Annotated in this window: 23 protein-coding genes; 22 read left to right on the top strand and 1 reads right to left on the bottom strand. The window is 53.8% G+C overall.

Features of this window, described 5'->3' with window-relative positions; genetic code table 11:
• The first annotated feature begins 711 nt into the window (after positions 1-711).
• Entirely contained in the window at positions 712-1,641 is a 930-nt protein-coding gene (locus WC598_RS14745) for a galactose-1-phosphate uridylyltransferase (protein WP_372962271.1), read from the top strand.
• Between the two features lie 6 nt (positions 1,642-1,647).
• On the opposite strand, the gene WC598_RS14740 is transcribed toward WC598_RS14745, so the two are convergent.
• On the bottom strand, positions 1,648-2,487 hold the full coding sequence (locus tag WC598_RS14740; RefSeq protein ID WP_372962270.1) for a F420-dependent methylenetetrahydromethanopterin dehydrogenase: 840 nt from the start codon (positions 2,485-2,487) through the stop codon (positions 1,648-1,650).
• Between the two features lie 203 nt (positions 2,488-2,690).
• Here WC598_RS14740 and WC598_RS14735 point away from each other — a divergent pair, with 203 nt between their 5' ends.
• The 21 genes from WC598_RS14735 (at position 2,691) to WC598_RS14635 (ending at position 13,671) form a co-directional block, all read left to right on the top strand.
• Positions 2,691-3,095, top strand: coding sequence for a Tfx family DNA-binding protein (locus tag WC598_RS14735; RefSeq protein ID WP_372962269.1), 405 nt, complete (start codon positions 2,691-2,693; stop codon positions 3,093-3,095).
• A gap of 673 nt (positions 3,096-3,768) precedes the next feature.
• The gene (locus tag WC598_RS14730; RefSeq protein WP_372962268.1) at positions 3,769-4,782 is read left to right on the top strand and encodes a 50S ribosomal protein L3; all 1,014 of its coding nucleotides are present in this window, start codon (positions 3,769-3,771) and stop codon (positions 4,780-4,782) included.
• 6 nt (positions 4,783-4,788) lie between these two features.
• The gene (gene rpl4p, locus WC598_RS14725) at positions 4,789-5,535 is read left to right on the top strand and encodes a 50S ribosomal protein L4 (RefSeq protein WP_372962267.1); all 747 of its coding nucleotides are present in this window, start codon (positions 4,789-4,791) and stop codon (positions 5,533-5,535) included.
• Positions 5,536-5,784 (top strand): 50S ribosomal protein L23, encoded by a 249-nt coding sequence (locus WC598_RS14720; protein WP_321350041.1) that lies wholly within the window; start codon positions 5,536-5,538, stop codon positions 5,782-5,784.
• 9 nt (positions 5,785-5,793) lie between these two features.
• The gene (locus tag WC598_RS14715) at positions 5,794-6,510 is read left to right on the top strand and encodes a 50S ribosomal protein L2 (RefSeq protein ID WP_372962266.1); all 717 of its coding nucleotides are present in this window, start codon (positions 5,794-5,796) and stop codon (positions 6,508-6,510) included.
• A 6-nt stretch (positions 6,511-6,516) separates the two neighbouring features.
• Positions 6,517-6,936, top strand: coding sequence for a 30S ribosomal protein S19 (locus WC598_RS14710; RefSeq protein ID WP_372962265.1), 420 nt, complete (start codon positions 6,517-6,519; stop codon positions 6,934-6,936).
• A 6-nt stretch (positions 6,937-6,942) separates the two neighbouring features.
• Positions 6,943-7,407, top strand: coding sequence for a 50S ribosomal protein L22 (locus tag WC598_RS14705; protein ID WP_372962264.1), 465 nt, complete (start codon positions 6,943-6,945; stop codon positions 7,405-7,407).
• Positions 7,407-8,102: a 30S ribosomal protein S3 gene (locus WC598_RS14700; RefSeq protein ID WP_372962263.1), complete on the top strand. Its 696-nt coding sequence runs from the start codon at positions 7,407-7,409 to the stop codon at positions 8,100-8,102. The genes WC598_RS14705 and WC598_RS14700 overlap by 1 nt, the downstream gene beginning before the upstream one ends.
• Positions 8,102-8,305 carry a 50S ribosomal protein L29 gene (gene rpmC / locus WC598_RS14695; RefSeq protein ID WP_319376840.1) on the top strand — a complete coding sequence of 68 codons (204 nt, stop codon included), beginning with the start codon at positions 8,102-8,104 and terminating at the stop codon, positions 8,303-8,305. The genes WC598_RS14700 and rpmC overlap by 1 nt, the downstream gene beginning before the upstream one ends.
• A complete protein-coding gene (locus tag WC598_RS14690) occupies positions 8,302-8,586 on the top strand; it encodes a ribonuclease P protein component 1 (RefSeq protein ID WP_372962262.1) in 285 nt (94 codons plus the stop codon). The genes rpmC and WC598_RS14690 overlap by 4 nt, the downstream gene beginning before the upstream one ends.
• Complete coding sequence (locus tag WC598_RS14685) at positions 8,586-8,912, top strand: 30S ribosomal protein S17 (protein WP_372962261.1); 327 nt, start codon at positions 8,586-8,588, stop codon at positions 8,910-8,912. The genes WC598_RS14690 and WC598_RS14685 overlap by 1 nt, the downstream gene beginning before the upstream one ends.
• Positions 8,909-9,307 (top strand): 50S ribosomal protein L14, encoded by a 399-nt coding sequence (locus WC598_RS14680; protein ID WP_320162547.1) that lies wholly within the window; start codon positions 8,909-8,911, stop codon positions 9,305-9,307. Before WC598_RS14685 ends, WC598_RS14680 begins: the two co-directional genes overlap by 4 nt.
• A 10-nt stretch (positions 9,308-9,317) precedes the next feature.
• Positions 9,318-9,683, top strand: a complete 366-nt coding sequence (gene rplX, locus WC598_RS14675) for a 50S ribosomal protein L24 (RefSeq protein ID WP_372962260.1) — start codon at positions 9,318-9,320, stop codon at positions 9,681-9,683.
• The gene (locus WC598_RS14670) at positions 9,683-10,405 is read left to right on the top strand and encodes a 30S ribosomal protein S4e (protein ID WP_372962259.1); all 723 of its coding nucleotides are present in this window, start codon (positions 9,683-9,685) and stop codon (positions 10,403-10,405) included. Before rplX ends, WC598_RS14670 begins: the two co-directional genes overlap by 1 nt.
• 5 nt (positions 10,406-10,410) lie before the next feature.
• Positions 10,411-10,908, top strand: a complete 498-nt coding sequence (locus WC598_RS14665) for a 50S ribosomal protein L5 (protein ID WP_372962258.1) — start codon at positions 10,411-10,413, stop codon at positions 10,906-10,908.
• A complete protein-coding gene (locus WC598_RS14660; RefSeq protein ID WP_292415985.1) occupies positions 10,908-11,063 on the top strand; it encodes a 30S ribosomal protein S14 in 156 nt (51 codons plus the stop codon). The genes WC598_RS14665 and WC598_RS14660 overlap by 1 nt, the downstream gene beginning before the upstream one ends.
• 15 nt (positions 11,064-11,078) lie before the next feature.
• Positions 11,079-11,471 carry a 30S ribosomal protein S8 gene (locus tag WC598_RS14655; protein ID WP_372962257.1) on the top strand — a complete coding sequence of 131 codons (393 nt, stop codon included), beginning with the start codon at positions 11,079-11,081 and terminating at the stop codon, positions 11,469-11,471.
• A gap of 12 nt (positions 11,472-11,483) precedes the next feature.
• The gene (locus WC598_RS14650) at positions 11,484-12,008 is read left to right on the top strand and encodes a 50S ribosomal protein L6 (RefSeq protein ID WP_372962256.1); all 525 of its coding nucleotides are present in this window, start codon (positions 11,484-11,486) and stop codon (positions 12,006-12,008) included.
• A gap of 5 nt (positions 12,009-12,013) precedes the next feature.
• Positions 12,014-12,700, top strand: coding sequence for a 50S ribosomal protein L32e (locus WC598_RS14645; RefSeq protein WP_372962255.1), 687 nt, complete (start codon positions 12,014-12,016; stop codon positions 12,698-12,700).
• The gene (locus WC598_RS14640) at positions 12,693-13,145 is read left to right on the top strand and encodes a 50S ribosomal protein L19e (protein ID WP_372962254.1); all 453 of its coding nucleotides are present in this window, start codon (positions 12,693-12,695) and stop codon (positions 13,143-13,145) included. The genes WC598_RS14645 and WC598_RS14640 overlap by 8 nt, the downstream gene beginning before the upstream one ends.
• A gap of 1 nt (position 13,146) precedes the next feature.
• The gene (locus tag WC598_RS14635; RefSeq protein WP_372962253.1) at positions 13,147-13,671 is read left to right on the top strand and encodes a 50S ribosomal protein L18; all 525 of its coding nucleotides are present in this window, start codon (positions 13,147-13,149) and stop codon (positions 13,669-13,671) included.
• Position 13,672: the final 1 nt, after the last annotated feature.

The following is a 13,672-nucleotide window of genomic DNA, read 5'->3' as shown; positions in this document are numbered from 1 at the left end:
GCAGGATCCGGGGATATCTCTCAACCGTTAAGAAAAATGAAAGGCCGGTTCTCGCATCACTCGTTGGTGCATTTCAGGGAAATCCATTCACACCTTCTTGTGCTCACAGGACGGGCTGAATAGTTACCATTTTTTTTATTTTTCCGGTATCTTTTTTTATTGGATTTCATACGAAGAATCCCTCTGATTATTCACCAACCCGCAGGTACCCCGGATATGATTATGAACCTGCCAGGATCATTCACGGGTAAGTGTGCAGCATAAAACCCGGATCCGTTTCACAGAAAAACCCAATCGATCTCCGGCAAAAAAAATTTCAATGACCTACTCTCCCCTGCTCAAATTTTTTCAATCACACCTTGATTGCATTTTCCGAACAATCACGTCGGAGATTGAAAAATTTTGTAGCATGTACCTGCCGATTGTAGGATAATTATCCGATTGTAGCCTTACTAACTAACACCCCATGATTGCAATAAAAAATTTTTAAGCAGGGTCTGCCATGAAAATGTGCCTTGGAAATGCACACTAAACATGTTATACCGGGTTCTGTTCAGGTACTTTTCATCATTGTTTTGATGAGGGTACTATTGGTCAGACATCCTGAATTGTTGAGCAACGTATCCACACTTTTGTCCATACGTTTCGTTGTCCCTCTCCACTAGTGCAAACGACTATCTGATCCTGCCGGAAATAGTATCCTGAACAGGTATGTTTTTTGTAAGGGAAGTTGTTACCAGCAGGGGTACATTACAGTATCGCGAGGAGCATTTCACCGGGCTTCGGTGCAGGATCAGTCCTGACCGGTTAAAACGGCAGATAGATCAATCGTTCTATCTCTCTTCAAATACGGAGGGTTGTCCGTTCTGCCGCGACGCGGTCATGTCCGTTACACCAACATTTCCTGATGGCAACCGGATCCTCCGAGGGGAAAGTGTCACGTTTCCCAACCTGTTTCCTTTCGGTGAAGGTCATGTTGTGACCGTTCTGACCCGGGAACACACGGTTGCGGCCTTCAGCCGGCAGCAGGTTGCGGATGCACTTCTCTCACAGATCGAAGCACTCCGTCAGGTAGATGGCTATCCCAGCATCAACTGGAACTTCCTGCCCTCCGCCGGGGCAAGCCTTGTGCACCCCCATATGCAGGGTCTTTCAGACTCATGCCCTTCTCATATTGTTGGACTCTACCTTACTGCATGTGAGCAGTACCGGAAAAAACAGGGTATAAGCTACTGGGATGCCGTGAGAGAGCAGGAACGATCCTCCGACCGGTATCTTTTCGGCGAAGAAATTCTCTGGTCCGCCCATGCGGTACCGGTTGGTGAGCGCGAGATACGAGGGTTATTGCCCATTTCCACGCTGGATGAGATGGAGCCCTATACGGACCTCCTGGCGCGGGGGATACTCGAGATCCTCTCATTATACCGACAGCTGGGGACCCATGCATTCAACATGTCCATCTTTTTTGATAAGGGTAAACGCGATCAGGAATTACGGGCGTTCTGCACCCTGATCTCCCGTATCAATCCCAATCCATCATCTACGAGTGATTCTGCCTTCATGGAGCGGCTCCACCTGGAGCCGGTAATAATGACCCTTCCTGAAGATCTTGGGAACTTTTACAAAAAAGAAAAAAAATAATAAGATTTACTCAAACTTTGCTACAAGTTTGTTCTTGCAGACAAGTGTGCCGTCTTTCTTGTGGGGCTTGCGCATAATGCTGTCGCCGGCCTTCTCGATTTCGCGGGCCTCATCACAGAGTGCTGCTGCGCATCTCATCATTTCGTGAGCGCTTGCAACGATCGGGATATATTTCTCCCATTCCTTGGTCATGAAGCAGCCCTTGACATTCTGTCCTGCAACAGCCATCGCGATCTCGTGGGCAGCGCGTGCCTTTGCGAGTGCATAGTTGTTGGTGAATTCGCCTTCGACTGCTTTGTCGGTGGTCATGACGATCTTGGGGAGCACAAGTTCTGCGCCCTTCTTTCCTGCCTTCACCTGGTCGATGACCAGATCAATGGCAAGCTGCATCTTGCGGAATGCACCGGTAAGTGCCAGCACTTTCACAAGGTTGCCGTTGAAGTCGGCCATCTCGGTGGGGTCAAGGAACTCTCTGCGGGCACCGATCATGGAGTCTGCCTTCATGATGATGTAGCCAAAAGTGCTTGCCTTGACGCCCTCCCATTCCTTCTTGGTGGTTACATCATCAGTAATGATGATGACCGGGATACCTGCTGCTGCGAGCTGTTCGCGGGCACCGGTCGGGCCGGGGAGAACACCGTTGGGGGAGACTACAATACAGAAGTCGGGCTTGTATGCCTTCAGGTTGGAAACCACGCGGTCGACATCTGCCGGCTCGAGTTTCGTTCCGCTGGTCGCCATGAATGTCTGCATGTCTTCGCGGTCTGCTCTCTCGTCGAGAAGCAGCTCTGCCATTACACCACTTGCAATGTTGCCGAGTTTAGCAACGCCTACTTTAACAACCATCTAATTCACCTCGATATTTTTTATGACATGGTATTATGAGCCGGTATTCATATAAACATTTTGAAATGTATTCTCTCGTCGAAGGAACTGCTGGGAAACCAATTCCGGTAACCTTCCTGACCGATATCAAATGCCCATGAAGGATTCTTGGTTTTGCCAGAGTTAACGAAAAGTGTTTAAGTTCAGATTGAAAATTTGATACTATGAAAGACGGGCTGCTCACGGAACGCCAGATGGAAGTTCTCAGGTATCGAAAGCAGGGGCTGACCCAGCAGCAGATTGCCGATATCATCTCCACCTCGAAAGCAAATGTCTGTACGATCGAGAAGAGCGCTATGGAAAATATCCGGCGGGCAAAAGAGACGCTGGAATTTCTGTACACCCTTGATGCCACTCACTTGTGTACCGTTCCCTCCGGCACGGATCTCTTCGATGTTCCCGCGATCGTGTTCGGCGAAGCTCAGAAGATCAATATCAAGGTCAAATACGATACCATCTCGCTCATCAACCGGTTGAGAGAATCACGGCCCCAGTGCTGTAAAGCCCGGTGCATGTGTGAAGATGTTATAGTATACATCACCGATCAGGGCGAACTCTATTTCGGTTGATCCCTCATATCATTTTGAATGGGTTTATGTCCGAAAACGGGTAATTCGGGTAAGCCGGATACCGATCCCGTGTGTGGATCTGGCATATGTTTATATCTTCTTTTATGCAATAATTAAGGAAGCCGATATGAGGTTATCCTTAGCGAAACGCCCGTGTTGACAGAGAAATCAGCATGGCAGATGTTTCCGCTGACGGCGGAACCGTACCTCCAGACACAAGGATGACGGTTGTGCCGTGGGTATCCTCCGATTGGTGGATCCCTCCGCAAGGAGGGGTATCCCGAGAAGGAGTTGTGAACAGTCACAACAGGCTGACAGAGTGGGTCTGATTAGGGCGCATGGGTCGACGTTCGTGCAACGAGCCTGTTCCCCTGCAGAAATGCAGGTGGATGCGTCATTATCAGGATCTTCTTTCGCGAGACAGGAATGCTGGTGCACACCGGCATAAGCGATGAGTACACCTCATGCGCATCTCCGTAACCGAGTGAAACCATTTACGGTTCCCCGTGGACGCAATCCGGAATGGATAGCCATGGGCTCATGACCGGGGAATGGATTTCTCGTGTCGCGTGTTGGCTTCCGGTACAAGCGAAGTTATCACACAATCTCGGATTAAATCACAATTCGTGTCGAAGTGAGAATAACCTACACGCAGTAAAGGATTGATTATCACATGCCAAAAATTAACAGACCACGCCGAGGCTCTCTTGCATTCAGCCCAAGAAAGCGTGCAAAGAGCCCAATCCCGAAGTATCAATCGTGGCCTCTTTACGAGGGAGCACCGATCCTGCAGGGGTTTGCCGGATACAAAGTGGGTATGACGCATGTTATCATGGTGGATGACCACAAGAGCAGCCCCACCGAGGGTAAGGAAATCATGGTGCCGGTCACCGTTATTGAAGTTCCCTCGATGAAAGTTGCTGCAATCCGTGCATACTCCAGAGATACCTACGGCAAACACGCACTCACCGAAGTCTGGGCCGAACAGCTTGACACTATCCTCGGGCGCCGTATTACCATGCCCAAGGACTACAACAGCGAGGCTGCCATGAAGAAACTGTCCGATGCAGTTGCAGCCGGTATTGTTGCGGAGATTCATGCAGTCACCTACACGCAGCCGGCAGCACTCTCCGGGGTTCCGAAGAAAGTCCCGGACCTCATGGAGATCAAGGTTGGCGGAGCAGACGTCAAGAAACAGCTCGAATTTGCGCTGGGGCTTCTCGGAAAGGAAGTTACCTTAAACAACGTTGTCCAGACCGGGGCATTTGCGGATATCACCGCAATCACTACCGGAAAAGGTACCCAGGGTGCTGTGAAGCGCTGGGGTATTGCCCTGCGCAAGCGCAAGCACTCCGTTGGTGGCAAAGAACGCCACATCGGTACCCTTGGACCATGGAACCCTCACCACGTCAGGTGGCAGGTTCCCCAGATCGGTCAGCTGGGATTCCAGCAGCGCACCGAGTTCAACAAGCGGATTCTGAAGTTTTCCGAGAACGCCAGTGAGATCACCCCCGCGGGTGGCTTCATCAACTACGGTATTCTCAAGAACCCGTACGTGCTGGTGAAAGGATCCATACCCGGCCCGGTAAAGCGGCTTATCCGTATCCGCCCGGCAATACGCATGGGAGAACAAGTTGCAAGGATGCCGGCAATCCAGTTTGTGAGCGTCCAGAGCAAGCAGGGATGATCAGAGATGAAAGCACAGGTTAAGACACTGGATGGCGGAGTTACCAAGAGTATCGATCTTCCGGAAATTTTCTCCGAAGAGTACCGCCCAGATCTGATCAAGAAGGCAGTCATGGCACTCCAGAGCACCCGGAGACAGCCACACGGATCCCACCCCTTTGCAGGCATCCGCTCGTCAGCAGTAGGCTGGGGTAGCGGTCGCGGGTCATCCCACGTTCCCCGTATCAGGAACGGTTCCCGCGCAGCAAAAGTCCCGCAGGCAAAAGGCGGACGTGAAGCACACCCCCCGAAAGTTGAGAAGATCCTGATCAAGGAGATCAACCAGAAGGAGAAGCACAAAGCGTTCCGCTCGGCAGTAGCCGCAAGCATCAACGCGGACCTCATCAAGGGACGCGGGCATACCTTCGAAGGTGCAGTCCCGATCGTCTTTGAGGACAAGTTTGAAACCATCGGCAGGACGCAGGAACTCATCACGGTACTGACCACCGCCGGTATCTACAACGACATCGAACGCGCAAAGGACAGCAAGAAAGTCCGTGCCGGCAGAGGCAAGATGCGTGGCCGCCGGTTCAAGCAGAGGAAGAGCCTGCTCATTGTTACCGCAGACAAACCGCTGCTCGCAGCCCGCAACCTTTCCGGTGTGGATGTTGTCACCATCGACCAGCTGAACGTTGAGCACCTTGCTCCGGGCATGCTGGCAGGACGCCTGACGGTCTGGACCGAGAGCGCACTCGTACGCCTGGAGGGCAGGTAAATGACCCTTAAATACCCGTTTGTCACGGAAAAGGCAATGGTCCTCCTTGAGAACCAGAGCAAGCTCCAGTTCCTCGTCACCCGCGAAGCCAGCAAGGATGACGTCAAGCGCGAGATCGAGAAGTCATTCGGCCAGAAGGTCAAAAGCGTCAGGACGCTCATGACCATGCACGGCCAGAAGAAGGCAATCGTGAGCTTTGAGAACGACAAGGCCGCCGAGGAAATACTCAGCCGGCTTGGCATTATGTAGGTGGGGAACATGGGACATCGAATTACTACACAAAGCAGAGGCAAAGGAGGCCCGACATACCGTGCACCATCCCACCGGTACAAGGCTGAGCTGAAGCACATTGGTGACGACACGCAGAAGATCACCGGTACGGTCATCGATATCGAACACGATCCGGCCCGCAACGCACCGATTGCACTTGTCAAACTCGAGGACGGCACGAAAGTCTACATGCTTGTCACGGAAGGACTTGGTATCGGGGAGTCAGTTCTCTGGGCGGCAGCAGGTGAAGTCAAGAATGGCAACACTCTTACGCTCCAGAACATCCCGAACGGTACCTACATCTGTAACATCGAGTCGCGCCCGAACGATGGCGGCAAGTTTGTCCGCTCATCCGGTGTGCAGGCTGTTGTTATTGACAAGGCAGACGGCCGCGTCGGAGTCCGGATGCCCAGCGGCAAGACCAAATGGTTCAACGCACGCTGCCGGGCAACCGTCGGTATCGTTGCCGGAGGCGGACGTGTCGAGAAGCCGTTCGTGAAAGCAGGGAACAAGTACCACAAGATGGCAAACACCGCATCCAACTGGCCTCGCGTCCGTGGTGTCGCAATGAACGTCATTGACCACCCGTTCGGTGGCGGTGGACACCAGCACACCGGTCGCCCGAAGACGATTGCCCGCGGAACATCCCCCGGAAGGACTGTGGGATCTGTGGCAGCACGCAGGACAGGTAAGAGCAGGAAGTGATTGGGTATGGCAGCACCTAAAAAGACACAAAAGAGAATGCCAAGACGGCGTGAGGAGTTCACCTATCGCGGCTTTAAGATCGACGAGCTCAAAGCGATGGGGATTTCCGAACTCCTTCCCCTTATGCCCGCCCGTCCCCGCCGCAAGATAACCCGCGGGTTCTCCCGTGGAGAAGAGACATTACTTGAAAAAGTCCGCGAAGGCGACGAAAAGATCAGGACTCACCTCCGGGAAATGATTGTTATGCCCGAAATGATCGGGAAAACAATTGAGATCTACAATGGCAAGGAATTTATCAAAGTCGAGTTCCAGCCGGAGTCGGTCTTCCACTACCTTGGTGAATTTGCACTGACAAGAAAGAGAGTCGCTCATGGTAGTGCCGGTATCGGTGCAACCAGAGGCAGCAAGTACGTTCCGCTGAAGTGATGAACCATGGCAAGAACTGAATACTCACAAAAAAATAAGGGCGACACGGTTGCAAAAGCAAAAGCCAACGAGCTGAACGTGTCCCCCAAGCATTCAATCGAGATTGCCACGTTCATCCGGCACCAGCGCGTGAACGATGCAATTGCGTACCTGAATGAAGTGGTCAAGCTCAAGAAGGCAATTCCCTTCCGGCGCTTCAACCGCAATGTTGCACACAAGCGCGGTCTTCCCGGCAACTGGGATGCAGGACGGTATCCCGTCAAGGCCTCCAAGGAATACCTCAGGATCCTCGAATCCGTCAAGAAAAATGCCGAGTATATCGGTCTTGATGCTGAAAATCTCGAGATCATCCATGCGTCGGCAAACCGCGGCCGGGCCCAGAAGGCGTTCTTCCCCCGTGCAATGGGAAGAGCTACCCCCAAAGTCCGCGAATCCGTGAATGTCGAAATAATTGTCCGCGAGGTGGCGTAATGGCAGTTGAGAGAAAATTTATTGCTGAAGGCGTTCGGAAGGCCCGCGTTGAGAAGTACCTGTCAAAGGAACTCAAACGCGCAGGTTACGGTGGTATGGATATCGCCAGGACTCCTCTCGGAACCCAGGTCACGATCTTTGCTGAAAAGCCCGGTATTGTGATCGGTAAGGGTGGCAAGCTGGTTCACCAGCTCACCCAGGACCTTGCCCAGAACTATGGCGTGGAATCCCCGCAGATCGAGGTCCAGCAGGTCAACAACCCCAGCTTCAACGCCCAGATCATGGCGGAACGGCTGGCAAACGCCCTTGAGCGAGGCTGGTACTTCCGCAAGGCGGGAAGCAGCATCCTGCGCCGTGTCATGGACTCAGGCGCACTGGGGTGCGAAGTCGTCATTGCAGGAAAACTGACCGGTGCCCGTGCCCGAACCCAGAAGTTCACAGAAGGGTACATCAAGCACTGCGGTGAACCGAGCAACACGATCGTTGAGAAAGGCTATGCTGTCGCGATCAAGAAACTTGGTGTCATCGGCGTTCAGGTCAAGCTTGTGCCTGCAGGCGCAAAATTGCCCGACCACTTCACCATCATCGAACAGGAAAAGAAGCGCCCCGCCTCGAAAGCAGCGGTCACCGCCATCGGTGACGTTGACTCCGAAGAGCCCGCGCTTCCCGATGAAGAACTCGCGGAGGAACAGTAATGGCAATATTCAGGGCCAAGGATGTCCAGCAGCTCTCCGATGTTGAACTGCAGGAACAGATGGGAAAGCTCCGGATGGAACTTGTCCAGCACTACGGTAAGGTTAGCGCTGGTGGTGCCACCGAGAATCCCGGCCACATTGGTGAACTCCGGCGAACCATTGCCCGCATGATGACCGAGCAGAACCGCAGGAGAACTGCATGATCTCTTCCCAGAATGTCTTAAGCCACGAATTGATCGGGCTGGACATTCTGGTCTCAGGGGCTTCCAACCCGCATCACCGGGGACTATCCGGTACTATCATCGATGAAACGAAAAACCTGCTTGCAGTAGAGACCAGTCATGGTGTCAAACGCATCCCCAAGATGCACAGCACCTTTCAGGTCCTGCTGCCCAGCAGGGAACTTGTCGAGATAGATGGCTCCGTTATGGTTCTGGCTCCTGAAAGAAGGATCAACCTGCACGAAAAGAAGAGGATAACATAATGGCACAAAACATTGGATTGAACGTCCAGGCTCCAAGCGTGGAATGCAAGGACGTTAACTGTCCGTTTCACGGCACTTTACCGGTGCGCGGCCAGGTGATCACCGGCAAAGTCGTGAGCGATCGCATGATGGGCACGGTCGTAGTGGAACGGAATTACATGCACTATGTCCGTAAATACAAGCGGTACGAGAAGCGAAGCTCCAAGCTCCATGCTCACAACTCCCCCTGTATCCAGGCAAAAGTTGGTGACATGGTAAAGATCGCCGAATGCAGACCGCTCTCCAAGAGCACGACCTTTGTCGTAGTGGAGGTGCTTCAGCCATGAAGGCAAAGCAGTCCAAGACGCCGAGAGCACTTGCAACGGGAACGAGGCTTGCATGCGCCGATAATACCGGTGCACGGACCGTACAGATCATCTCGGTCTTTGGCTACCATGGTGTAAGACGCCGTCAGCCCAAACTGGGCCTTGGCGATCTCTGCACGGCCAGCGTCCAGAAAGGAACTCCTGACATGCGCCGCAAACTTGTGCGCGCAGTTGTCATCCGCGCAAAGAAGGAGATGCGCAGGCCAAACGGCATGCGGGTATCTTTCGATGACAACGCGGTTGTTGTTGTGGATGAGAAGAACGAGCCCAAGGGCACTGAGATCAAGGGACCGGTAGCCCGTGAAGTGGCAGAGCGGTTCCCCAAGCTCGGCTCCATGGCAACGATCATTGTCTGAGGTGTGCAGTATGGTAAGAATTGCAAGCTCACAGCCAAGAAAACAGAGAAAGGCACGCTATACTGCACCGTCCCATGTCAGCACAAAATACCTCAATGCCCCGCTATCCGCGGCACTGAAGGAAAAATACCCGAAGAAGACCCTGCGTGTTGTCAAGGGCGACACTGTCAAGGTTACCCGCGGGGATTTCGTTGGAAGTGAAGGACTGGTTGACGCAGTCGACACCAAGAACTCAAAGATTGTTGTTCACGGTGTATCTTCCACCAAGGCTGATGGAACTGAAGTACCCCGTGCAATCGATGCATCGAATGTGCAGATCACCAAACTGAATCTCGCAGACAAGCGCCGCGTGGCAAAACTGGGGGAGACTGAATAATGTCAGATCATCTGAAGCGCTTAAACGCCCCGGACTCGTGGCATATCGCAAAGAAGACCACGAAGTTCATTACCAAAACGGCACCGGGCCCGCACAATGCAAACGCCATGCCCATTGCCGTCTGGCTCCGTGACCACATGGACATCGCACGGAACATGAAGGAGATCAAGCAGATCCTCCGCCAGAAAGATGTCATCATCAACGGAAAGGCCTGCCGCGATCCCCGGATGGGCGTTGGTATCTTCGATATCATCGCTCTTCCTAAGATCAACAAATACTACCGCATTCTGCGTGACAAGGATGGCCGGCATGTCTCGATCGAGATCGATGCCGAGGCAGCCAAGACCCGCCTCTGCAAGATCAAGAACAAGACAACCATCCCCGGTGGTAAGGTCCAGCTCAACATGCGGGATGGATCCAACCTGCTCGCTGACAACACCTACAAGTCCGGCGACTCGATTGTCCTTTCCCTCGAACCGGAAACCCGGTTCAAGATCGTTGATCACTTCCCGTTTGCGGTCGGCAACATGGCGATGATCATCGGAGGAAAGCACTCCGGCAAGGTTGCGCGGATCCTCGATATCATCAAGGTGCCCGGCAGCGTTCCCAACAAGATCCTCCTTGAAGATGCAAACGGCGCCAAGTTCGACACGGTCTCGCCCTACATCTACATGGTTGGCAAGAAAACACCCGCAATTGCAAAATGGGGGCATGAACAGTGACGTCGATGCGAGATATCTACATCGATAAGGTTGTCGTCCACATGGGTGTCGGCGAGGCCGGCGATAAACTCGTCAAAGCCGAGAACATCATGAAGGCGATCACCAAGCAGACCCCGATCCGGAGCATTGCCAAGAAGACGCAGCCTGCGTTTTCCGTCAGAAAAGGCATGCCCATCGGCTGCAAGGTCACTCTCCGTGGCAAAACTGCCCGCGATTTCATTGCAACCGCTCTTACGATCGTCCAGAAAACGATCTTTGAGAGCCAGTTTGACAAGAGCGGAAACTTTGCGTTCGGTATCGAAGAGCACACGGATTTCCCCGGAATGTCCTACGACCCGCAGATCGGTATCTATGGTATGGATGTCAACGTCGTCCTCGAGCGCAAAGGCATCCGGATCACCCGCAGGAAAATGGAGCAGAAAAAGCTCCCCGATAAACAGCGCGTGAACAAGACTGATGCAATTGCATTTCTCAAGGAGAAGTACCAGGTCGAGGTGCGCTAATGGCAGGAGAAAGGAAGAAGATCTACGGTCGCGGTGCGAACGAATGCAAGATGTGCGGGCGCAAACAGGGGCTCGTACGCAGATACCACATCATGTTCTGCAGGCAGTGCTTCCGCGAATGGGCCCAGAAGATGGGCTTCAAGAAGATGAGCTGAGGAGTGAGTTGCACAATGACACGATTAAATCCAATTGCAGACGGAATGTGTGCCTTGAAAAATGCCGGTGATACCGGGAAGGCCGTGTGCATCATCGAACCCGCAAGCAAACTCCTCGGCGCGATGCTCCGCATTATGCAGGACGCCGGGTATATCGGCGGCTTCGAATTCATCGATGACGGCAGGGGTGGACAGCTTAAGGTCCACCTGACTGGAAAGATCAACCGCTGCGGTGCCATCTCCCCGCGGTTTTCAGTCCAGCTGGATGAAATGGAATACTGGGAGAAACAGTACCTCCCCGGGAAGAATTTTGGTCTCCTGATACTTTCGACCTCGCGTGGTGTCGTATCCCACGAACAGGCGAGGAAAGAGGGCATCGGCGGCGAACTGCTCGGGTACGTCTACTAAGAAGGTGCAAAGATGTCAGCAATACGAACAGTGAAGATCCCCGATGGTGTAAAAGCCCATCTTGACGGCATGCAGCTTCGCGTAACCGGCCCAAAAGGGCAGCTCTCCCGCAATGTGCGGTTCCCTCAGGTTACGGTAACCTGTGACAACGGCGAGGTTATCATATCGACCGAGTCCAAGAGGAAAGAGATCACCGCGATGGTCGGGACCCTTGAAGCGCACACGAAGAATATGTTCCGTGGTGTCAGCGAAGGGTTCGAGTACCGGATGAAAGTGGTGTACAGCCATTTCCCCATCCAGCTCAAACTCCAGGGAAACAAGCTTGAGATCGCCAACTTCCTTGGAGAGAAGAAGGCACGGTATGCACGTATCGAAGCAGGCGTCACGGCAAAAGTGGCAAATGACGAGGTCGTGCTGATCGGTATCGACCGCGAACTGGTCGGGACCTCAGCAGCAAACATTGAACATGCGACCCACATCCGCAACCGCGACCCGCGTGTGTTCCAGGATGGTATCTACATGGTCCAGAGGGGCTGAAGACAATGGCAACAGAAGTCAAGCGACTGATCCGGGTGCGCGTTGAAAAGGGCGCAAGCTTCAAGCGTGACGGATTCGGCAAGAAACGCCAGCTCTCCGATTCCTGGAGAAAACCCCGCGGACAGCACAACAAGCAGAGGGAACAGAAAAAGGCAAAGGGAGCTCTCCCGAAGCCCGGATTCGGCAGCCCGATCGCGGTGCGTGGCATGCACCCCAGCGGTTTCTTCGAAGTTATGGTTGCAACCGTAACGGAACTCGAAGGACTCGATCCCAAGACGCAGGCAGTCCGGATTGCCGCAACTGTTGGCGACCGCAAGCGTGTCCCCCTCCAGGAAGCTGCACTCGCAAAGGGACTTAAAGTGCTCAACGCCCGCGCAGTCAAGGCAAAAGTAACGAACACTCCGGCAAAATCTTCCGCAAAGGAAGAGGCTAAGACCTCGTCGAAATCCGCTGCCCCCAAGAAGGTACCGGCCAAGAAGACCGAGGCCAAGCCCAAGGCAGAGTCTGCTGAGAAGAAGGTACCGGCCAAGAAGACCGAGGCCAAGCCCAAGGCAGAGTCTGCTGAGAAGAAGGTACCGGCCAAGAAGACCGAAGCCAAGCCCAAGGCAGAGAAGACTGCTGAAGAAAAGCCAAAGGCTGCAGCCAAGCCCAAAGCCAAAACCACCAAATCAGGGGTGAAGAAGAATGAGTGACGTTGCCAGCCAGAAGCGTATCGCTGCAGCCGTTCTGAAATGCGGTGTCAACCGTGTCTGGTTTGACCCGGCCCGCATCTCGGATATCGAGAACGCAATCTCCCGCGAGGACCTCAGGGGTCTCATCACGGACGGAGCGATCAAGGCACGCCAGAAGAAGGGTGTCAGCCGCGGAAGGGCACGGGCACGGATAGCCCAGCGCTCCTACGGCCACCGCAAAGGGCCCGGAAAGAGGAAGGGTGCAGCAGGCGCCCGCAACCCAAGCAAGACCGCGTGGGTCCAGAAGATCCGCGCTATCAGGAAAGTGCTCGTTGAACTCCGCGATGCCGCAACCATTGACCGGCACCTGTACCGCATCCTTTACCGGAAAGCGGCCGGCGGCCAGTTCAGGAGCGTCGCGCACATGAAGGCGCAGATGGAGATCCTCCAGGGGAGGATGAAGTAACATGGCAACAGGATCACGGTATTTTGTCCCCTTCCGGAGACGAAGGGAAGGCAAGACCGATTACTACCAGCGGACCCGGCTTGTTGTCTCTGACGTGCCGCGGATGGTCGTTCGGAAGACCAACCGTCACATCATCATCCAGCTCGTCACCGCACATATGGAAGGCGACCAGACGCTCGTTGCAGCAAACTCTGCCGAGCTTGAGAAATATGGATACAAGGGATCGACATCCAACACTCCCGCGGCATACCTCACGGGCATGCTCTTTGCTGTCAAGGCAAAGAAAGCCCAACAGGAAAGCGCGATCCTGGATATCGGGCTCAACCGGGCAACCCCGGGAGCCCGTGTCTTTGCAGCATTGAAAGGTGCTGTTGACGCAGGACTCGATATCCCCTACGGCGAGGCAATTCTTCCCTCGGAAGAGCGGATCAAGGGCGAACACATCGCGGCATACAACAAGAATGCCGGCGATATCGTCAGTGTTGTCGAACAGGTGGCAGCTGCCATAAAGAAGGAGCTGGTGTAAA

Source organism: Methanoregula sp., assembly GCF_041645475.1.
Lineage (GTDB): Archaea > Halobacteriota > Methanomicrobia > Methanomicrobiales > Methanospirillaceae > Methanoregula.
This window is presented reverse-complemented; position numbering and strand designations above follow the sequence as displayed.